This is a genomic window from Streptomyces sp. NPDC057963, from assembly GCF_042887155.1.
Classification (GTDB): Bacteria; Actinomycetota; Actinomycetes; order Streptomycetales; family Streptomycetaceae; genus Streptomyces.
Map to the genome: position 1 here is coordinate 94,838 of NZ_JBHVPX010000011.1, position 20,936 is coordinate 115,773.

General features: G+C 69.6%; 14 protein-coding genes. 9 read left to right on the top strand and 5 right to left on the bottom strand.

The features are described from left to right. Positions 1-44 precede the first annotated feature (44 nt). Together ACFVT1_RS25040 and ACFVT1_RS25045 are read left to right on the top strand one after the other, a co-directional pair. The gene (locus tag ACFVT1_RS25040; protein ID WP_389799699.1) at positions 45-6,479 is read left to right on the top strand and encodes an RHS repeat-associated core domain-containing protein; all 6,435 of its coding nucleotides are present in this window, start codon (positions 45-47) and stop codon (positions 6,477-6,479) included. Between the two features lie 91 nt (positions 6,480-6,570). Then, entirely contained in the window at positions 6,571-6,915 is a 345-nt protein-coding gene (locus ACFVT1_RS25045; RefSeq protein ID WP_389799260.1) for a hypothetical protein, read from the top strand. Positions 6,916-7,332: 417 nt separating this feature from the next. On the opposite strand, the gene ACFVT1_RS25050 is transcribed toward ACFVT1_RS25045, so the two are convergent. After that, positions 7,333-9,066 (bottom strand): hypothetical protein, encoded by a 1,734-nt coding sequence (locus ACFVT1_RS25050; protein WP_389799261.1) that lies wholly within the window; start codon positions 9,064-9,066, stop codon positions 7,333-7,335. A gap of 97 nt (positions 9,067-9,163) precedes the next feature. On the opposite strand from ACFVT1_RS25050, the gene ACFVT1_RS25055 reads away from it, so the two are divergent. Continuing rightward, positions 9,164-10,531: an FAD-binding oxidoreductase gene (locus tag ACFVT1_RS25055; RefSeq protein WP_389799263.1), complete on the top strand. Its 1,368-nt coding sequence runs from the start codon at positions 9,164-9,166 to the stop codon at positions 10,529-10,531. A gap of 56 nt (positions 10,532-10,587) precedes the next feature. Here ACFVT1_RS25055 and ACFVT1_RS25060 read toward each other — a convergent pair whose 3' ends face one another. Then, positions 10,588-11,064 carry an SsgA family sporulation/cell division regulator gene (locus ACFVT1_RS25060; protein ID WP_389799266.1) on the bottom strand — a complete coding sequence of 159 codons (477 nt, stop codon included), beginning with the start codon at positions 11,062-11,064 and terminating at the stop codon, positions 10,588-10,590. A 212-nt stretch (positions 11,065-11,276) separates the two neighbouring features. Here ACFVT1_RS25060 and ACFVT1_RS25065 point away from each other — a divergent pair, with 212 nt between their 5' ends. Further along, positions 11,277-12,896, top strand: a complete 1,620-nt coding sequence (locus tag ACFVT1_RS25065) for an RDD family protein (RefSeq protein WP_389799268.1) — start codon at positions 11,277-11,279, stop codon at positions 12,894-12,896. A gap of 130 nt (positions 12,897-13,026) precedes the next feature. Beyond that, on the top strand, positions 13,027-13,752 hold the full coding sequence (locus ACFVT1_RS25070; protein WP_389799271.1) for an RDD family protein: 726 nt from the start codon (positions 13,027-13,029) through the stop codon (positions 13,750-13,752). A 127-nt stretch (positions 13,753-13,879) separates the two neighbouring features. On the opposite strand, the gene ACFVT1_RS25075 is transcribed toward ACFVT1_RS25070, so the two are convergent. Next, on the bottom strand, positions 13,880-14,233 hold the full coding sequence (locus ACFVT1_RS25075) for a hypothetical protein (protein WP_389799274.1): 354 nt from the start codon (positions 14,231-14,233) through the stop codon (positions 13,880-13,882). A 374-nt stretch (positions 14,234-14,607) separates the two neighbouring features. On the opposite strand from ACFVT1_RS25075, the gene ACFVT1_RS25080 reads away from it, so the two are divergent. Both ACFVT1_RS25080 and ACFVT1_RS25085 read left to right on the top strand, forming a co-directional pair. Next, positions 14,608-17,007 carry an immune inhibitor A domain-containing protein gene (locus ACFVT1_RS25080; RefSeq protein ID WP_389799277.1) on the top strand — a complete coding sequence of 800 codons (2,400 nt, stop codon included), beginning with the start codon at positions 14,608-14,610 and terminating at the stop codon, positions 17,005-17,007. Between the two features lie 124 nt (positions 17,008-17,131). Then, entirely contained in the window at positions 17,132-17,467 is a 336-nt protein-coding gene (locus ACFVT1_RS25085) for a hypothetical protein (RefSeq protein WP_389799280.1), read from the top strand. A gap of 83 nt (positions 17,468-17,550) precedes the next feature. On the opposite strand, the gene ACFVT1_RS25090 is transcribed toward ACFVT1_RS25085, so the two are convergent. Next, positions 17,551-18,135: an isochorismatase family protein gene (locus ACFVT1_RS25090; RefSeq protein WP_389799283.1), complete on the bottom strand. Its 585-nt coding sequence runs from the start codon at positions 18,133-18,135 to the stop codon at positions 17,551-17,553. A gap of 241 nt (positions 18,136-18,376) precedes the next feature. Continuing rightward, positions 18,377-19,705 (bottom strand): nicotinate phosphoribosyltransferase, encoded by a 1,329-nt coding sequence (locus tag ACFVT1_RS25095; RefSeq protein WP_389799284.1) that lies wholly within the window; start codon positions 19,703-19,705, stop codon positions 18,377-18,379. A 78-nt stretch (positions 19,706-19,783) separates the two neighbouring features. Between ACFVT1_RS25095 and clpS the strand changes: the two genes are divergently transcribed. Together clpS and ACFVT1_RS25105 are read left to right on the top strand one after the other, a co-directional pair. Beyond that, positions 19,784-20,098 (top strand): ATP-dependent Clp protease adapter ClpS, encoded by a 315-nt coding sequence (gene clpS, locus ACFVT1_RS25100; RefSeq protein WP_362205240.1) that lies wholly within the window; start codon positions 19,784-19,786, stop codon positions 20,096-20,098. Between the two features lie 90 nt (positions 20,099-20,188). Further along, the gene (locus ACFVT1_RS25105) at positions 20,189-20,773 is read left to right on the top strand and encodes a DUF2017 domain-containing protein (RefSeq protein ID WP_389799287.1); all 585 of its coding nucleotides are present in this window, start codon (positions 20,189-20,191) and stop codon (positions 20,771-20,773) included. Positions 20,774-20,936: the final 163 nt, after the last annotated feature.

Consider the following 20,936-nt stretch of genomic DNA (forward strand, 5'->3'; position numbering starts at 1 on the left):
TTCGCGTCGTGCCCGTTCCCAACGGCATACGGCGCCCGGCAGTGATGGACACACCACGCATGAGACACACAACAAGGTTCACCTTCAGAAGCAGAGCGCTCCGCCGCACGTCGCTGGCGGTTTCCGCAGTGTTGGTGGCCACTCTCCTGCAGGCCGTGGCAGCTCCGGTGTCAACGGCTGCGGTCTCGAATCTGCCCGGTCTCCCGAAGGCGGAGGAGCCGGTCGCGGGAAGCAAGGGAGTCGAGGTCAAGCCGCGTAGGCGGACCCCGGGGCCCAAGGTCCCGTCGAGGGCCCCGAGGGCGCAGCTGCCGCAGGCGACCGAGGCGACGGTCGCGATGCCGGAAGCCGGTGCGAAGGGGGCGAAGCGGTTCGCCGTGCCCAAGGGGCAGCCGATCGGGATCGGCCGGGCCCAGGACAAGGCATCGGCCGAGGCCCGGAGCGCCACCGGCCCCCGTACGCCGAGCGGTGTGACTTCGCGCGTCCTCAGTCGTGAGCAGGCCGAGCGAGCCGGTGTGAGTGGTGCTTTGTTCAGCCTTGCTCCGAAGGCCGCGGGCTCCGGAGCGGAGCGGACGTCCATCGCGTTGACTGTCGACTACGCCTCCTACGCGGAGCTGTTCGGCGGATCCTTCGCGTCGCGCCTGCGACTGGTCGAGCTGCCGGCGTGCGCGCTCACGACCCCTGACAAGAAGCAATGCCGTTCCGGCGAACCCGTTGCTGCCACCAACAACACGGCAGAGCACACGCTGACAGCGGAGTCGGTCAGCCTGCGGGCCGGAGGGCCCACGGTTCTCGCCGCGACGGCCTCGGCCGCAGGTGACAAGGGGGACTACAAGGCCACGCCGCTCGCCCCCTCTTCCACCTGGCGAACCAACCTCAACACCGGCGACTTCACCTGGTCGTACGACATCGACACGCCTGATGTCCCGGGAGGACTGAAGCCGGGTGTCGGCCTTTCGTATTCCTCCGGCTCCATAGACGGCCGGACCGGTGGGACGAACAACCAGGGCTCGTGGGTGGGTGACGGTTTCGACCTGTGGCCCGGGTTCATCGAGCGCCGCTACAAGCCGTGCGCGGATGACGGTGTGAAGAACGCCGACGGCAGCAAGCCGGGCGACATGTGCTGGGCCTATGACAACGCGTTCATCTCCTTCAACGGCTCAGGCGGAGAGCTCGTCCCGGCGGGCAACGACGAGTTCAAGCTGAAGCACGACGACGGGACCCGGATCAAGCGCTTGGAGTCGGCCGACCGCGGCAACGGCGACAACGACGGTGAGTACTGGCGTCTGACCGCTCCGGACGGCACCCAGTACTACTTCGGCTACAACCGACTGCCCGGCTGGAGCACGGGCAAGGACACCACGGATTCCACCTGGACGCTGCCGGTCTACGGCAACGACACCGGTGAGAAGTGCCACGCCGCGACGTTCGCGGACTCCTGGTGCCAGCAGGCCTGGCGATGGAACCTCGACTACGTCGTCGACACCCATGGCAACGCGATCAGCTACCACTACACCAAGGAAACCAACTCCTACGGTCGCAACCTCAAGGCGGACGACGACACCGCGTACACCCGTGGCGGCTATCTGGAGCGCATCGACTACGGACAGAAGTCGAACGATCTGTACGCGACGAAGCCACTGGCGCAGGTCGTCTTCGACAACGCCGAGCGGTGTCTGCCGGAGTCCGGTGTCACCTGCGCGGCGGACACCATCGATACCAAGTCCTTCTACTGGTACGACACGCCCTGGGACCTGAACTGCAAGGCCGGCACCAGCTGTGACAAGGGCAGACTGTCGCCCTCTTTCTGGACGCGTAAGCGTCTGACCGACATCACGACCCAGGCGCTCAACTCCGGCGGCACGTACGACAAGGCCGACTCCTGGAAGCTCGACCACCGCTGGGGCATGGCCGACACCGACTACCAGTTGCTGCTGGACAGCATTCAGCACACCGGCCGGTCCGCGACACCGGCCATCACCCTGCCGAAGACGACATTCGCCTACGAGCAGCTGGCGAACCGTCTGGACAAGACGGGCGACGGGTTCGCACCGTTCATCAAGTCGCGGCTGTCCGGTGTGGCGGACGAGTCCGGCGGTCAGATCAGCGCCAACTACTCCGCCGCGGTGTGTGACTGGAACGCTCTGCCGACCCCGGAGACGAACACCACGCGCTGTTTCCCCCAGTACATCGGCGGCAGCGATTCCGACCCGGCTGAGCAGCACTGGTTCAACAAGTACGTGACCACGTCCGTCACGGCGACGGACCGTATCGGCGGTGCACCCGACCAGGTCACGCGTTATGACTACCTGGGAGACGCCGCCTGGCATTTCGATGACGACGACGGCCTGACCAAGGAGAAGGAGAAGACCTGGGCCCAGTGGCGGGGCTATGGCCAGGTCCGGGTCCGGACCGGTGGCCAGGGCGGCGACGCGGCCATGAAGACGCAGCAGGACTCTTACTTCCTGCGCGGCATGGACGGCGACCGGAAGAACAAGGCCGGCGGCACGAAGACAGTTTCGGTGACTCTCGGCGCGGGCGAGGGCGACCCGATCACGGACCACGAGTCCGCTGCGGGGTTCCGCTACATGTCCGTCATGTTCGACAAGCCGGGCGGCAAGGTCCTGAGCAAGTCGGTCAGCAGGCCCTGGCACTACGAGACGGCGAAGAAGGTCCGTGACTGGGGCACGGTGACGGCCGATTTCACCGGTACCTCCAGCACCAAGGACTGGGTCTCGCTCGACAACGGTGCGGGTAGCAAGTGGCGCACCACGTCGACGGCTGTCAAGCAGGACACCGTCGCGGGGCGGGTCATCCAGGTCGACGACTTCGGAGACGACGCCACCGCGGCCGACGACCGGTGCACCCGCACCACGTACCCGGAGGTCACCGGCGCCAACATACTAAGCCTCCCCGCTCGGGTGGAGACGGTCACGAAGGCGTGCGACGCCACGACCGACCGTGCCAAGGACGTGCTCTCGGACGTCCGTACCGCCTACGACGGGGGTGCGTACGGGGCCGCCCCCACCAAGGGCGACGCGTCGGCGACCGCCACGCTGAAGGTCCACGACGGCAGCAAGGCCACCTACCTGGAGGCGGGTGCCACCTACGACGGCTACGGCCGACAGCTGAAGACCACGGACCTGGTTGCCGACGTCACCGTCAAGGGAACCGACGTCCCGGTCCGTACCGTTCGCAGCGACGGACGCACGACGACCACCACGTACACCCCGGCAACCGGACTGGCCACCGAGATCAAGGTGACCACGCCGCCCGCGAATGCCGCTGACACGGCCTCGGCACAGACGACGGTCACCACGGTCGATCCCGTGCGCGGCGTCGTGGTGAAGAAGACCGACACCAACAGCAACGTCACCGAACTGGCCTACGACGCCCTGGGCCGGTCCACGAAGGTGTGGCTGCCGGACCGGCGCAACACCCAGGTTCCCAGCCAGGAGTTCGTCTACACGGTTGCCGACAAGACGGTCGCTGTCGCGACCAAGAGCCTGAACAACAGCGGCGGCCAGGTCACCTCCTACGCGCTCTACGACGGGTTCCTGCGCGACCGGCAGACCCAGACCCCGGGTCCGGCCGGCGGCAGCGTCATCTCGGATGTCTTCTACGACGAACGTGGGCTCGCCGCCAAGGCGTTCGCCCCGTACTACACGACAGGCAAGCCGAGCACCCAGATCTTCAAGCCGGCTGACGCGTTGTCCGTCGAGACCCAGACCCGCACCACGTTCGACGGCCTGAACCGGGCCGTGGAAACCCAGCAGATCGCGGGCAACGGCGACGGCGGAACGGTCCTCAACACCACCAGGACCACGTACGGCGGCGACCGCACCGTCGTCATCCCGCCGGTCGGCGGCACCGCGACCACCACCCTCACGGACGCCCGCGGCAACACCACCGAGTTGCGTCAGCACCACAGCCGCTCGGCCGACGCCGCCTACGACACCACCACCTACCAGCACACGCCGCGCGGCGAGCTGGAGAAGGTCACCGACCCGGCAGGCAACAGCTGGAGCTACGAGTACGACCAGCTCGGCCGTCAGACCGTCGCGAAGGACCCGGACAAGGGGACCACGAACAGCACGTACGACGACCGTGGGCAGCTGACCTTCGCCAAGGGCTCGCGGACCGATGTGCCCGGTCTGGCCCACCTCTACGACAACCTCGGCCGGCAGACCGAGGTACGCGAAGGCTCGGCCACGGGCCTCCTGCGGACCAAGCAGGTGTACGACACCGTCACCGGTGCGAAGGGGCAGCTCGCCGAGTCCACGCGGTACGTCGAGGGCCAGGCGTACACCACCAGGGTCACCGCTTACGACCGGCTCTACCGTGCCACCAAGACAGCCGTTGTCATCCCGGCCGCCGAAGGAAAACTGCAGGGCACCTATCAGGCGGGTACGTCCTACCTGCCTTCGGGGCTGACCGGTGGTGTCAGCTACTCCGCCGCCGGATCGCTGCCCGGGGGCTCGTCCAACTACACCTATGAGGACGAGACCCTCCGGCCGATCACGGTCTACGGCGAGGGCATGACGTCCAGTGTTTCCTACAGCCTGACGGGCAAGCCCCTGCAGTACACGATGGGGCTGACCACCGGGGGCAGGAAGACCCAGGTCACCAACACCTACGAGTGGGGCACCCAGCGGCTCGCGACCTCACGCGTCGACCGCCAGGACCAGCCCGGTGTGGACCGCAACGTCACCTACCGCTACGACGAGGCCGGCAGCGTCCGATCGATGGCGGACGTCTCACGCACCGGCACGGACAACCAGTGCTTCATCAACGACTACCTCGGCCGCGTCACCGAAGCCTGGACCCAGCCCGTCACCACCTGCGCCGAGGTGCCGTCCGGCAACCAGATCGGCGGGCCCGCCCCGTACTGGCAGAGCTTCACGTACGACAAGTCCGGCAACCGCTCCACCGAAATCCAGCACAGCACCGCCGGTGACGCCACCAAGGACACCAAGCGGACCTACAACTACCCCGACCCGGGCAAGCCGAAGGCCCACTCCCTCACCTCCGTCACCACTACGGCACCCACGGGAACCACGACCAACGACTACGTCTACGACCCGAGCGGCAACACCACGACCCGCCCCGGCCAGGACCTGACCTGGGACGCCGAAGGCCACCTCGCCACGGTCACCGAGAACGGCAAGACCACCACCTATCTCTACGACGCGGCCGGCAACCGGCTCATCAGCCGGACCAGCACCGAGGCCACGCTCTACCTGGGCAACACCGAGGTCACGCTCCCCACCGGAGCCGACAAGGCCAAGGCCACCCGCTACTTCGACCTCGGCGGCGGCCAGACAGCCATCCGCCAGGACGACGGCACCTTCTCCTTCACCATTGCCGACCACCACGGAACCGGCGAACTCGCGGTCCAGGCCGCAGATTTGGCCCTCACCCAGCGCCGCACACTCCCCTTCGGCGCCATACGCGGCCAGACCCCCACGGCCTGGCCCAGCACCAAGGGCTTCGTCGGCGGCACCGACGACACCAGGACCACCGGCCTCACCCACCTCGGCGCCCGCGAATACGACCCCGGCCTCGGTCGCTTCATCTCCATCGACCCGGTCCTCGACCTGGCCGACCCCCAGCAGATGAACGGCTACACCTATTCCAACAACAACCCGGTCGCATACAGCGACCCGAGCGGCTTGTGGCTCGACGACGGAACCGGTCACAGCGAGCCCAGGCGCGACGGAGGCCCCAGCGGACCGGCGAGTCCCACTCCGGGCAGGTCCGGAAACGCAAGTGGAACGCATAGCAGTGGCGGCGGACCGGGCAGCGGCGGCGGAGGTGGCGGCGACAGCCACGGCGGCGGTTCCACGCAATGCGACGCGGCCTGTCAGCTCACCTTGAACGCGTGGAGGAAGGGCATGTCCGTCAACGTTGCATCGGTTGATTCGTATACCGTCCTCAACGCCTGGCTCGTGGGCGTGGCCCCTGCCTCCTGGTCCTTCGCCGAAGGTGACGAGTTCACCGATGAAGTAATGCGGCTGCGGTGGTTGGACGAAGTGCGAAAGAAATTGGGCACGGATCTCCGGGGGATGAAGCCCGGTCAGAGCAAGGGCTACGACCGCCGTATGTCGGATCTGAGCCAGACGGAGAGGCTGGGCCAGATCGCCGAGGACGGACTGGCTGTCTTGCTCGACAATAAGTGGACAAGCCCTGAAGACAAGGGGCGCTCCTATAACAAGTCGAGTGCCGTCCTTGGTTCCTTCGCCCTCACGGCAAAGGTGTCGAAGACTGATGCAAAGGGCACCAAGGCGCGGGTGGAGTTCACCGTGACTGATACCATGACGCGCGAGTCAGGTATGCGTAACCCCACCAGCGGTGGATATAAGTCGGGTCAATCGAATGGGCTGCTGAAGAAGGTGTTCGACCGAGCTCTCAAGTCTTTCCCGGAGGGGCAGAAGCCAATGAAGATAAATGTCGCATGGAGTGAGTGGATTGAAGTCCGTTAGGCGGACCGGGCTTGGCGTCTTGGCGTTCGTGTCGCTCCTCGGCGTCCACGCTTGCTCCATCGGGCAGGGGGGTGGATCCGGACAGTCTCCAGTGTCCAAGGTTGCCCTTTACGGCTCGTGGAAGGGGGGCGGTGGAGAGGTCGTGGAATTCGAGCGAAACGACGTTGTCCGGCTTTCCGGTTTCTCGTGCACCGATTTGTTTCCCGACGGTTCCGGTGAGGAGAAAGAGGGCTCTGAGGGAAAATGGAGTATTAAGCGCCCCTCTATGGGGGGTGAGCCTTGGGTCGACGTCGTCATTTCCCGGGCGACGTGCGGAAACGCGAGCGGCTCGGAGACGGGTTTCTACATCCGCGAGGAAGAAGGAGAAGTCGTTCTGCATCTCCGTGATCCCGGGATGGTCGAAAGGCGACTCGACTTCTCCAAGGTGACGGAATGAGACTGTCGCGCCACCCATCCGCAGCGGCAGACAACCGTCTCCGCCTCGGCTTGGTGATCAGGACGACAAGAGCCGTGTAACGGGAAACTGCTACGCACGGTTCTGTGAGGGCCGAGGGGTGAAATTCCCCTCGGCTACTCGGCGGTGTCGCGGGGTGTGGACACCCGTGGGGACGAAGGACTCCCTGACCGCCAGCGCCGAACTGCCCGGGGCTGTGGTCCGCTCCGGAGGACCGGGGTCGAGGCCCACGCCACCCTGCACCGGTAGACGACCGACGTTCCGGGTGGCCCGCACAGCGCGAGCCACCCGGCGACCGAACCGGCGACCGAACCGGTGACCGAACCGGCACTCGACCGACGTGGCCCGGGCGGACCGACGTGGATCGACGCGGACCGGGGCGGAAGGACCGCAGCCCCGTCAGCGGACACCCGGCGCGGGCGGTGCCGCCCCGGCCGGAGCATGGGCGCCGCGGTCGGGGACGGACGCTCCCGCCGCCGTCCGCGGATCCGGCGTCCGCGGCTCCGGCCTCGCGTCCGGCGCACTCGATCCCGCCACCGAGGCCGGGGCCGGGGCCGAGGCCCTGGTGGGCGCCTGCTGCTGCGGTGCCGGGGATTGCGGGGCGGCCGCAGCCGGTTCGGGTTCCCGGGCGGGCTCCATGTCCCGGGGGCCGCCCGCCGGTAGGCTCCCCAGGGAGTCCAGCGCCTCCTTGGCCGCCGGGCCCTCCAGCGGCGAGAAGTGCGGGTTGGTGCGCAGGGCCTTCTCCAGATTGCGGCGCGCCGGACCGTAGTCCCCCAACGCCTGCTGGATCGCGCCCAGGTGGGACGCGTACGAGGCGATCCGCCCGCCCGCGTCGACCGCGCGCGTCGCGTACGCGAGAGCGGCGGACGAATCGCCGGACAGGTGCAGCGCCCAGCCCAGCGCGTCCGCCACCGCCGCGCTGCGGTGCGACCGGGCCCACTCCGCCTTCAGCAGCTTCACCGCCACCGCCGGGTCCCCGTGGGCGGCCTCGAAACGGCCGCGCAGGAGCGCGTTGTCCACGCCCTGGCCGTCGCCACGCGCGAGAGCCTCGCGCAGCCGGGCGTACATGTCCTGGGCATCCTCGTCCCGGCCCAGCGACTCGTACAACTCGCCCAGCTCCAGCATGTACGCGGGCCGGGGCAGGCCGGCCAGCGCCGCCTTGTAGTCGCGCAGCGCCTCGTCGGTACGGCCGAGCGCCACCAGCGCCGCGGCCCGGCCCGCGAGCGACGCGCGGTGGGCGCGGTCGGTCCGCAGCGCCGCGCTGTACTGCGCCACCGCCTCCTCGGGCTCACCGCGCTCCCAGGCCAGTTCGCCCAGCAGATGCAGGCACTGCGCCTTCTGCGCCGGTGTGGTGGCCCGGTCCGCCGCGTCCTGCGCGCTCGCCAGCGCGTCCTCGCGCCAGCCGCGGTCCCGGTACATCCGCGCCGTCCGCAGGAGCGCCGCGGCGCCGGGGCGGAGCGCCGCGAACCTCGCCACCGCCGCGCGCGAAGCCTTGTAGTCGCCGAGGCCGTCGTAGGCCTCGATCAGCGCCGGGTACACCGTCCACTGCTTCGGCTGCCGCGCCCGTACCGTCTCGCCCCACTTCTTCGCCACGGTGAAATCGCGCCGGGCGTTGGCGAGCGTCGCCAGTCCCACCCAGGCCGCCGTGTTCCCGCTCTCACCCGGCTCGACGTTCAGGGAGCGCTTCAACGCCCCCTCGGCCCGGCCGAAGTACACCTCGTCCGCGAAACGCTGCCCCCATTCCGCGTAGGCCGTACCGAGCAGCGCCCACGACTTCGCGTCGGCGGGATGCGTACCCACCCACTGCTGCCGGTCCCCGATCAGCGCCGTCAGATCGGAGAGCGAGGCGGGATAGCCCATGTCCGCCGCCTTCAGAGCACGGGAAACCGGGCCCGGCGCGGGCGGCGGCGCGGATTCCTCCCCCTCATCCGGCACGGCCACCACCGCACCCGTCACCAGCACCGCACCCGCCACCACACCCATGGCCGCCCTGCGCAGCGTCGTGCGCAGGGAGACGGGCGGCAGATCGGCCGACGACGCCGGGTCCAGTGCCGCGAGGTCGTTTCCGGGCGGTTCGAGGGGAGGCTTCGGCGAAGCGGCGGACTCCGGAGGCTGCTGCGGCATGACATCCATGCTGATCACTCTGCGTCAGTACGAAGAGCACACCGCGTCTTGCGAAGGCCGCCGCAGACGGGTTCACACCAATGGGCCCCGGTGCCACGCTTGGATCATGAACGGACTTCTGGAACAACTGCGTGCGGGTCTGCCGGCCGAGGCCGTGATCACCGATCCGGACGTCACCGCCTCCTACGCCCACGACATGGCGAGCTTCTGCGACGCCGGCACGCCCGCCGTCGTCGTGCTCCCGCGCACGGTCGAGCAGGTCCAGCACGTCATGCGCACGGCCACGGCCCTGCGCGTCCCGGTCGTCCCGCAGGGAGCCCGCACCGGCCTGTCGGGCGCGGCCAACGCCTGCGACGGCTGCATCGTGCTGTCCCTGGTGAAGATGGACCGGATCCTGGAGATCAGCCCGGTCGACCGGATCGCCGTCGTCGAACCGGGCGTCGTCAACGCCGTGCTGTCCCGGGCGGTCGACGAGTACGGCCTCTGCTACCCGCCGGACCCCTCCAGCTGGGAGACGTGCACCATCGGCGGCAACATCGGCACCGCGTCCGGCGGCCTGTGCTGCGTGAAGTACGGGGTCACCGCCGAGTACGTACTGGGCCTGGAGGTCGTCCTCGCCGACGGGCGCCTGCTCACCACCGGCCGCCGCACCGCGAAGGGCGTCGCGGGATACGACCTCACCCGGCTCTTCGTCGGCTCGGAGGGAAGCCTCGGCATCGTCGTCAAGGCCGTGCTCGCGCTGAAGCCCCGGCCACCGCGGCAGCTGGTGCTGGCCGCCGAGTTCCCGAGCGCGGCCGCCGCGTGCGACGCGGTCTGCCGGATCATGGAGCGCGGTCACACGCCGTCACTCCTCGAACTGATGGACCGTACGACGATCCGTGCCGTCAACAAGATGGCCGCCATGGGGCTGCCCGACACCACCGAGGCGCTCCTGCTCGCCGCCTTCGACACCCCGGACCCGTCGGCCGACCTGGCCGCCGTCGCCGAGCTGTGCACCGGGGCGGGCGCCACCGAGGTGGTCCCCGCCCAGGACGCGGCCGAGTCCGACATGCTGCTCCAGGCCCGGCGGATGGCGCTCACCGCACTGGAGACCGTCCGGCCGGCCACGATGATCGACGACGTCTGCGTACCGCGTTCGAAGCTCGGCGCGATGCTCGAAGGCACCGCCGCCATCGCTGGGAAGTACGGCCTGACCATCGGCGTCTGCGCGCACGCGGGCGACGGCAACACCCACCCCGTCGTCTGCTTCGACCACACCGACGCCGACGAGTCCCGGCGGGCCCGCGAGTCCTTCGACGAGATCATGGCGCTCGGGCTGGAACTCGGCGGCACGATCACCGGCGAGCACGGTGTCGGCGTCCTGAAGAAGGAGTGGCTCGCGCGCGAACTCGGCGAGGTGGGCGTCGAACTGCACCGGGGCATCAAGCAGACCTTCGACCCGCTGGGACTGCTCAACCCCGGCAAGGTGTTCTGACGGCCGGACAGGAGCGCGTCCACGCCCGCGTCGGCCGGGCCCGCGCTCGTGCCTGCTCATGCGTCGCCGTCCTGCGACTCGTCCGACCCCCACGGGTCGCTCAGCCACAGATCGTCGGCCGGCAGCGGCGCGAGCAGCTCGGCGAGACCTTCGTCGATACCGAGCCGCTCGGTCTCCGTGCCCGGCGGAACCAGCCGCAGAGTCCGCTCCACCCAGGCGGCCACGGCGGCGGACGGCACCTCCAGAAGGGCGTCGCCGTCGGGCGAGGTCAGCGCCACGAAGATGACATTGCGCCGGTCGACCTTGGTCGGCCAGATCCGCACGTCCCCGTGGCCGCACGGCCGGAAGACGCCCTCGACCAGCAGATCGCGGGCGAACGTCCAGTGGACGGGGAAGTCGGAGCCGATGTGAAAGGCGACGTGCACGGCGTACGGGTCCTCCGTGCGGTACGTCAGCCGGGCAGGGACGGGGATGCTGCGTTCGGGCGACAGAACCAGCTTGAGCTCCAGATCGCGTTCCACGACGGTGTGCATGAGTACGTCCTCTCGGTGCCTGTGGGCCGGTCCCGCGACCGGTCCGCACAGGGAGAGAGCGCCCTCCCCGCCGACTATGACGCGACTTCTGGAAAAAATTTCCGGGAGACCGGAAAGTGGCCCAAACCCCTGGACCGGCCCAGGGGCGTGCGGCTGTCTGATAGATGTGGACCCGTTGTATTGAGGCCTCGAAGAGATACGGGACCACGGTGATGAGCGCCCCAACCCCGGCACCCGGTGACGAAAGCCCCCGTGAGGGGTATTACCCCGACCCGTCCATTCCCGGATACGTCCGGTACTGGAACGGCGCTTCATGGGTGCCCGGCACGAGCCGGGCCGCCCCTCAGCAGGGCGAGTCGATGCCCTCGGCGCCCGCCGGAGCGGCGGCCGAACCGCAGCCGCAGCCGCAGCCGTCGTCCGCGGCGGCCGACGCGCCGATCGACGAGACCGGTCCGGTCTTCCTCGACGAGGCGCTGTCCACGGACAACCGCCCGGAACCGGCCACCGCTTGGCAGGCCGACGCCTCCCGGCAGACCGGCTTCGGCGGGGAACGCGACCGACGGATCTCCTGGGGCGGCGCCGGGCAGCCCGGCGGGCAGGACGGCGAGGGACCGCAGGGCGATCAGGGCGGCCCGTCGGCGCCGGACCCCGGACAGGATCCGCGTACGCCCGCGGACCGGGCTCCGGCCGGCCAGGTCCCGGCCGGCCGCCTCCCCGCGGTCCGGCCACCGGCGGACCTCGCTCCGGCGGTCCGGACACCGGCCGACCGCGCTCCCGCGGACCCGCGTCGGCCCGCGTCCCCGGAGCCGGCGGGCGGTGCGCTGCCGGGCATGCGTGACGGCGGCGGCCGTACCCCCGAGAACACTCCTGAGAACACCGTCGCGATCCGGGCCGACCGTCCGGGCCGCGCCACCACCGCCCGGTCGACGGAACAGGCGTCCGCGGACGGGACGATGCAGATCCGCGCCGTCACCCCCAGGGCAGCGGGGCGGACATCGCCGCAGACAGCGCGCCGGCCCCCCGCGCAAACCCCCGCCCCCGCCCCGGCCCCGAACCCCGCTCAGGCCCCCGGCCCCGGCGGCGGTGTCACCCCCTGGGCGCAGCAGGCCCACCAGCTCGCCCAGCCCGCCCCGGCGGCTCACCAGCAGCCTCGGGCCCAGCAGCCCCAGCAGCCCCAGCAGCCCCGGCCCCAAGTCCAGCAGCCTCAGCCTCAGCAGCCCCACCTCCCGTACCAGTCCCAGCAGCCCCACCCGCAGTTCGGCGCGCAGGGCGGACAGCCGGACCAGCCCGTCGTGCCCTGGAAGCCCCCGGTCGACGACCCGTTCGCGCAGCTCGTGCAGGCACAGGCGTCGGCCAGGCCCGCCGGTCTCGGCAAGCGGTTCGCCGCCCGGCTCGTCGACACGGTGGTGCTGGGCGCGCTCGTCGGCGCGATCGGTTTCCCACTCCTCACGCGGGCGATGGACCACATCGACGAGAAGATCAGCGCGGCGAAGCTGTCCGGTGAGACGGTCACCGTATGGCTGGTGGACTCCACCACGGCCGGTCTGTTCGGAGCGGTGCTCGGCGCGTTCCTCGTGCTCGGCGTGGTGCTGGAGGCGCTGCCGACCGCGAAGTGGGGCCGTACGCTCGGCAAGAAGCTCTGCGGACTCGAAGTGCGGGACATCGAGTCCCACGGGGCCCCGTCCTTCGGCGCCGCGCTGCGCCGCTGGCTGGTCTACGGCGTGCTGGGCGTCCTGGTGGTCGGGGTCGCCAACGTGCTGTGGTGCCTGTTCGACCGGCCGTGGCGCCAGTGCTGGCACGACAAGGCGGCGCACACCTTCGTCGCCGGCTGACGCCGCACCCGGTCCGCGGCGCCCACTCCTGCGGCTGACGGCCCATCGGGTGAGGGCCGGGGGGACGGCCCGTTCCCCCGAACGCACCTGAGCCGTTGCGGGTGCCCGTGGGCCGGGGTGCACTGCCCCCATGAGCAACGATCAGCCGACGTCCGGTCAGCCGCCCGAGGACGACCCGTTCCTCAAGAAGCCGCAGGGGTCTCAGGGGCCGCAAGAGCCGCAGGGCCCTCATGGACCCCAAGGGCCGCAGGGGCCGTCGTCGGGCTCGCCCTACGGCGGCACTCCGCCGCCCCCGCCGCCCGGTCCTCCACCGCCGTACGGTCCCGGTCCCTACGGCGGTGGCGGCCCGTACGGGGGCGCGGACCCGTTGGCCGGCATGCCGCCGCTCGGCGAGCCCGGCAAGCGGATTCTGGCCCGGCTGATCGACTTCCTGATCATCTCGATCCCGCTGTACCTGATCTCGTTGCCGTGGGGCGGCGCGGTCGAGGTGAACAACAACGGCAGCAGCACCAACGGTGTCGGCGATGTCTTCAGCCAGACGTACAGCGCGCACCAGCTGCTCTGGTCGCTGATCGGTCTGGTGGTCTACGTCGCGTACGACACGTACTTCACCCACAAGGACGGCCGGACCCTCGGCAAGCGGCTGCTGAAGCTGCGGGTCGCGATGCTCAACGACGGCCGGGTGCCGGACACCGGGACGGCGTTCCTGCGGGCCGTGGTGCTGTGGCTGCCGGCGCTGCTGTGCTGTCCCTGCCTGTGGTGGCTGATCAACATCGTGCTCATGTTCACGGACAAGCCGTACCGCCAGGGCCTCCAGGACAAGGCGGCGAAGACGGTGGTCGTCCAGACCGACTGAGAACCTCCGGCGCCGGGGACCTCGCGTCCGAGGTCCCCCCGCGCCTGACGCCCCTTCATGCCCGTACGGCCCCGGTCTGCGTACCGGCCCGGTCAGTGAGCCGGTACGCAGACCGGGGCCGTATGCGTCAGTTCCGGGAGCGCTCGCCCAGGAGTTCGTCCACCCGCGCCGCCGCGCGCTGTTCGGCCGTGCGGACCGGCGGGATCGGGGCCCGGACGGCGTCGTGGGCGAGACCTTCGGCCTCGACGGCGGCGGAGACCGGATCCTGGTTCGTACGCGCCGCGGCCCCGGCCTTCGCTGTTTTCGCCCGGGACGGGTGGGGTACGGTCACGGCCACCAGCAGGCCGAGCGCGAGTGCCGCGGTCCCGATGACGGCGATGCCGAGGCCCGAGCCGGTACGGGAGAGCAGCAGCATGGCGAGGGTCGAGAAGACGACGGTGACCGAACCGTAGGAGAGCTGTGCGGCAGTGATACGCGGCATGGCGGTATCCCCCTCGGGGCATCGGATGGGCAGTCTCTCGACGCGGTCGCACTGTCAATCGACTGTACGACGGTGGATGCCCGAGAGGAACCGGTAGTAAGCACGGCCTAACCCGCGGTGCCGGTGCACGGGGGGCGCACGGAGTCATTCCGCACTCCAACTATGAGGCGTGACGCGCCGGTTGCCTGTCCGCAGGGTGAACGTCCGGATAACGGAAGAGCGCTCCTGCATAGTGCACTTGGCCTGTGCAAGTCAAGATCTGTCTTTTCTCACGTAACTCCGGTCGAATGTCGTCACTTGTGACGCGTATCCGCGCACGGCCGTTCCACACCACCCCGGGCCGTAGCCGCGGACGCCGGGGAGGACTGCATCAAGTGACCACTAACAGACGGGCGCTTCGCGCTGCAGCGGTTGTCGTGGCCATGGCCACTGCTGCCGCGACGGCGTCAGCTTTCGCCACGGCCCAGGCGGACGACCACACATCGGGGGCGAAGGCGCCCGTAGTCGAGCGCCGCGACCCGGGTTCGGCCAAGGGTGACCAGCACGACCTCCAGGGCCCCTTCAGCAAGCAGCAGGACGCCCAGCGTCAGGCCGCCCTGGAGCAGGTCCTGGCGGGCGACAAGAAGGTGTCGACGCGCAACGGCTCCAAGGTCGTCAAGCTCGACGACAAGAAGTACGTCGAGCTCGGCCGCGAGAAGACCGACAAGATCTTCACGGTCCTGGTGGAGTTCGGCGACCAGGTCGACAACACGACCATGTTCGACCCGGACGGCGACGGCCCCCTGCCGGCCGTCCCGAAGTACGGCGGCACGCCCGGCCCGCTGCACAACAAGATAGCCAAGCCGGACCCCAAGAAGGACAACAGCACCGCCTGGCAGGCCGACTACAACCAGGCGCACTTCCAGGACCTCTACTTCGGTACGGGCGCCGGCAAGGACTCGCTGAAGACGTACTACGAGAAGACGTCCTCCGGGCGCTACTCGGTCGACGGCGAGGTCTCCGACTGGGTCAAGGTGCCGTACAACGAGGCCCGTTACGGGTCCAACTTCTGCGGCTCGTCCAACTGCGCCAACGCCTGGGACATGGTCAAGGACGGCGTGAACGCCTGGGCCGCCGACCAGAAGGCCAAGGGCCGTACGCCCGAGCAGATCAAGGCGGACCTCGCACAGTACGACCAGTGGGACCGCTACGACTACGACAACGACGGCAACTTCAACGAGCCCGACGGCTACATCGACCACTTCCAGATCGTCCACGCGGGTGAGGACGAGTCCGCGGGTGGCGGCGTCGAGGGCGAGAACGCCATCTGGGCGCACCGCTGGTACGCGTACGGCACCAACGCCGGTGCGACCGGCCCGGCCGGCAACAAGGCGGGCGGCACCGAGATCGGTGACACCGGCATCTGGGTCGGTGACTACACCGCGCAGCCCGAGAACGGCGGCCTGGGCGTCTTCGCCCACGAGTACGGCCACGACCTGGGCCTGCCCGACCTGTACGACACCACCAACACCGCCGAGAACTCGGTCGGTTTCTGGTCCCTGATGTCGGCCGGTTCCTGGCTCGGCACCGGCAAGAACCAGATCGGTGACCTGCCCGGCGACATGACCGCCTGGGACAAGCTCCAGCTGGGCTGGCTCAACTACGCCGAGGCCAAGGCCGCGACGAACTCCACGCACAAGCTGGGCGTGTCCGAGTACAACACCAAGGACAAGCAGGCGCTCGTCGTCACGCTGCCCGACAAGCCGGTCACCACGGCTGTCACCAAGCCCGCCGAGGGCTCCAAGCAGTGGTGGAGCGACGCGGGCGACAACCTGAACAACACCCTGTCCCGCTCGGTCGACCTGACCGGCAAGTCCAAGGCATCCCTGGACCTCGCCGGCTGGTGGGACATCGAGAAGGACTACGACTTCCTCTACACCGAGGTGTCGGAGAACGGCGGCACCAGCTGGACCGCGATCGACGGCACGGCCGACGGCAAGGCGATCCCGCGCGACGCCAGTGACAAGCCGGCCCTGACCGATGTCTCCGGCGCGTACCGGAAGCTCTCCTACCCGCTGGACGCCTACGCGGGCAAGAAGATCGACATCCGCTTCCGCTACACCACCGACGGTGGCGCGGGCGGCGTCGGCTTCGCCGCCGACACCATCTCGGTCAACGCCGACGGTGCCGCGCTGTTCACGGACAACGCCGAGGGCGACGACAACGGCTGGACCGCCAAGGGCTTCTCCCGCGTCGGTGAGTCGTTCTCCAAGGAGTACCCGCAGTTCTACATCGCGGAGAACCGCCAGTACGTCAGCTACGACAAGACCCTCAAGGTCGGCCCGTACAACTTCGGCTTCTCCAAGAGCCGTCCGGACTGGGTCGAGCACTACCCGTACCAGAACGGTCTGCTCATCTGGCTCTGGGACCGGTCCCAGAAGGACAACAACGTCTCGGCCCACCCGGGCAAGGGCCTGATCCTGCCGATCGACGCCCACGCCAAGCCGCTGAAGTGGGCCAACGGCACGATCATGCGCAACAAGATCCAGCCCTTCGACGCGCCCTTCAGCCGGTACGCGACCGACGGCTTCACGCTGCACAACGCCGACGTGCCGGTGAAGATCAAGCCGCAGCTGGGCATCCCGGTCTTCGACGACCACAAGGGAACCTACTGGTACAAGGAGAACAAGACCGGAAGTGTTCAGGTCACTGACACGAACACCCGGATCACCATCGTCAGCGAGCCGCGCGATGGCTCGACGATGATCGTCAAGGTCGGGGCCTCGCACAAGTAGCCTCGTATCTCCGCAGGTCAGAGCTTGATCGGCCGTCGCCCTCTAGCGGGCGGCGGCCGATCGTGTTTAGGTGCGTCTTGTTCAGATCCTTATTGACACGATGTCTCACGGGGGAGCGCGGACCATGGCAGGCGGAGGATTCAGCAAGTTGCCGAACGGCAGTGTGGTGGTGGCGATCACCCTGCCCAGTCCCACGGACGGAACGGGTCCGGGCACCCCGATCAGGGTCCTGGTGCACGCGGCCAACCGGGCCCGCGCGCTGACCCGGCTGCGCAATCTGGGGCTGCGCGCCGTCTACCTCCGAGGCAACGCCGAGCCGCCCACCCCGGACGAGATCACCGCTGTGCTGCACCACCCGGACGGGGTGCTCTGGCGGGCGAGACCGGAGCGGGCCCAGGAACTCTGGCACCCGATCCGCGCCCTGCTCCGCCCGGCCGTACCCACGCGCCGCCCGGCCTGACGCGCGGGGGCGGCGGGGCGGGTCCGGTGCGCGGGGCCGGACGGGCCGGGGGCGCCGCAGGGGGTGCGGCCGGGGACGGCCGCCTACACCACCGGCTTGCCGGAAAGCCTCACACCCGCCCTGCGGAGCTCCTCCAGCGCCCGGTCCGTGGTCGCCTCGGCGACCCCCGCGGTCAGGTCGAGCAGCACATGCGTCGTGAAGCCCGCCCGGACCGCGTCCAGCGCCGTCGCCCGCACGCAGTGGTCGGTCGCGATGCCGACCACGTCGACCTCGGTCACCCCGCGGTCCCGCAGCCAGTCCGCCGGTCCCACACCGTTCTCGTCGAGGCCCTCGAAGCCGCTGTACGCCGCCGCGTAGGCGCCCTTGTCGAACACCGCGTCGATCGCCCCCGAGGCGACCGCAGGGGCGAAGTTCGGGTGGAAGCCCACCCCCTCCGTGCCGGCGACGCAGTGCGGCGGCCAGGAGTCCTCGAAGTCCGGCTGCGCGGAGAAGTGGTTGCCCGGGTCGATGTGGTGGTCACGGGTGGCCACCACGTGGCGGTACCCGGCCTGGGCCTCGCCGATCAGGTCGGTGATGGCGGCGGCGACGTCGGAGCCCCCCGCCACGGCGAGGCTGCCGCCCTCGCAGAAGTCGTTCTGGACGTCCACGACGATCAAGGCGCGGTGCATGGCGGGTGTCCTTCGGTGGGGGACGGTCGGCGGTCATGGGGGGCGTATTCGAGCCTAGAGACTCGGAAGCGGCTTCGGGAGGGGACGTGATCGAGCCTGCCCGGTGATTCCGGTGATTCCGGTGATTCCGGTGATTCCGGTGAATCAGGTGAATCAGGCGATCGGGGGTGAACCGGCCGCCGAACGGCTCCGGTGGCCTCTGTCCCTCCCGTCCCCTCCCCGCTCCCCGCTCCCGGCTCCGTCACAGGTACTCCGTGGGAATCACCGGTTCCCCGCGGGACAGCTGCATCGCCGACATCGGCAGCCCCGCCCGCGCGGCCATGTGCCGCTCACGCGCCGCGTCCAAGGGCTCGCGGGCGATCACCTCGCCGCCCTTGACCAGCTCGACCAGCAGCTGCCGGTCGGCCAGCTCCGCCGGTACGGGACCGGTGCCGATCACCTCCGCCTCGGCCACCCCGTTCTCGTCCAGCCTGCGTGCGGCCCACTTGCGACCGCCCATCGACGCCTTCGAGCCGAGCGACTTCTTGGCGACCGCGCGCAGTGGCTCCGCGGGGTCGGCGGATCCGGCGCGGGCGACCAGTTTGTAGACCATCGAGCAGGTCGGCTGCCCGCTGCCGGTCACCAGCTGCGTGCCCACTCCGTACGCGTCGACCGGGGCGGCGGCCAGCGAGGCGATCGCGTACTCGTCCAGATCCGACGTCACCACGATCTTGGTGCCGGTGGCGCCCAGTTCGTCCAGCTGCTGCCGCACCCGGTGCGCGACCAGCAGCAGGTCCCCGGAGTCGATCCGTACCGCACCCAGCTCGGTCCCGGCGATCTCGACCGCCGTACGGACCGCCTCGGCGACGTCGTACGTGTCGACCAGCAGCGTCGTGCCCCGGCCCAGCGAGTCGACCTGCGCCCGGAACGCGTCGCGCTCGGTGTCGTGGAGCAGTGTGAAGGCGTGGGCGCTCGTCCCGACGGTCGGGATGTTGTAGCGGAAGCCCGCGGCCAGGTCGGAGGTGGTGTCGAAGCCGCCGATGTACGCGGCGCGCGCCGACGCCACCGCCGACAGTTCATGGGTGCGGCGTGCACCCATCTCGATCAGTCCCCGTCCGCCAGCGGCGGCGGACATCCGCGAGGCCGCGGCGGCGATCGCCGAGTCGTGGTTGAGGATCGACAGGATCACCGTCTCCAGCAGCACGCACTCGGCGAAGGAGCCCTCGACCCGCAGGACGGGCGAGCCGGGGAAGTACACCTCGCCCTCCGGGTAGCCCCAGATGTCACCGCTGAAGCGGTAGTCGGCCAGCCAGTCGAGCGTGGGTCCGTCGACGACGTCCTGTTCGCGCAGGAAGGTGAGCATCTCGTCGTCGAAGTGGAAGTTCTCCACCGCGTCCAGCACCCGTCCGATGCCCGCGACGACACCGTAGCGCCGCCCTTCCGGCAGCCGGCGGGTGAAGGCTTCGAAGACCGAGTGCCGCTCGGCGGTGCCAGCTTTCAGTGCGGCCTGCACCATCGTGAGCTCGTACTGGTCGGTGAAGAGCGCGGTCGACGGCACACCGACCCGTCGCCCAAGGTCCGCAGAGTTCATGTTCCGGATGCTACCCCTATTTCGTCAGAGTGACGAGATCTCGGGTCGTTTGTGCGATGACCCCTCCCGGGTGGCAGCATGGGGTGGGTGAGCGTCGCCCCCACAGAGATCGAGCGTCCCGAATCGGCCGAGGACAGTCGCGTCGTCCCCGAGCCCGACGTCCCCTGGGTGACGCTGGTCCACAACGACCCGGTCAATCTCATGAGCTACGTGGCCTATGTCTTCCAGGCCTACTTCGGCTACTCCAAGGACAAGGCCCACAAGCTGATGCTGGACGTCCACCACAAGGGCCGCGCCGTCGTCTCCAGCGGCAGCCGCGAGGAGATGGAGCGCGACGTCCAGGCCATGCACGGCTACGGACTGTGGGCCACCCTCACCCAGGACCGCAACTAGACCGGCGGACCGGTCGGGTCGCCCGCCCGATCCGCCCGCCGCCCCGCCCGACCCGTCCTGCCCCGCCCGACCCACCATCGGAGAAAACCCATGGCCGGCCACTTCGAGGCCACCCCCGACGGCGGCGCGGCCGTCGCGCTCGACGAGGTGGAGATCGCGATCCTGCGCTCCCTCGCCGTCCAGCTGCTGGAACTGATCGGCCCCGGCGACGAACCCGCCGAGGGTCAGGACCCGCTCGCCGCCCTCTTCGCCGAGGGGCCCAGCGAACCGCCCACCGACCCCGCCCTGGCCCGTCTCTTCCCCGAGGCGTACGGCGACGAGGACAGCGAACTGCGCGCGGCCTCCGCCGAGTTCCGCCGCTTCACCGAGAACGATCTGCGCACCCGCAAGCGCGATGACGCCCTCGCTGTCGTACGCACTCTGGACGCCCTTTCCCCCGCCGACGACGGCGGTGCCGTCCTCACCCTCTCGGCCGACGAATGCCGCAACTGGCTCGGCGCCCTCAACGACCTCCGGCTGACCATCGGCACCCGTCTGGAGGTCTCCGACGACGACGAGGGCGAGGCGGGCTCGCTCTACCGGCTTCCCGACAGCGATCCGCGCAAGCCGATGGTCATGGCCTATCTCTGGCTCGGCGCGCTCCAGGAAACCCTTGTGGAAACCCTGATGCCGTAATTCCCGGGTATGAAGTTCCCCGTACGCAGTTCCCGCGTACGGGGTACCCCGGTCCGCCTTTCCCGGGGGCGGAGTTCCCGTGTGCTCACCGCCGGCCGGCCACCCGCGCAACGGGGTCGCTCAATAGATGCTCAAATCCCCATAACGATCCCATCACCTGAAT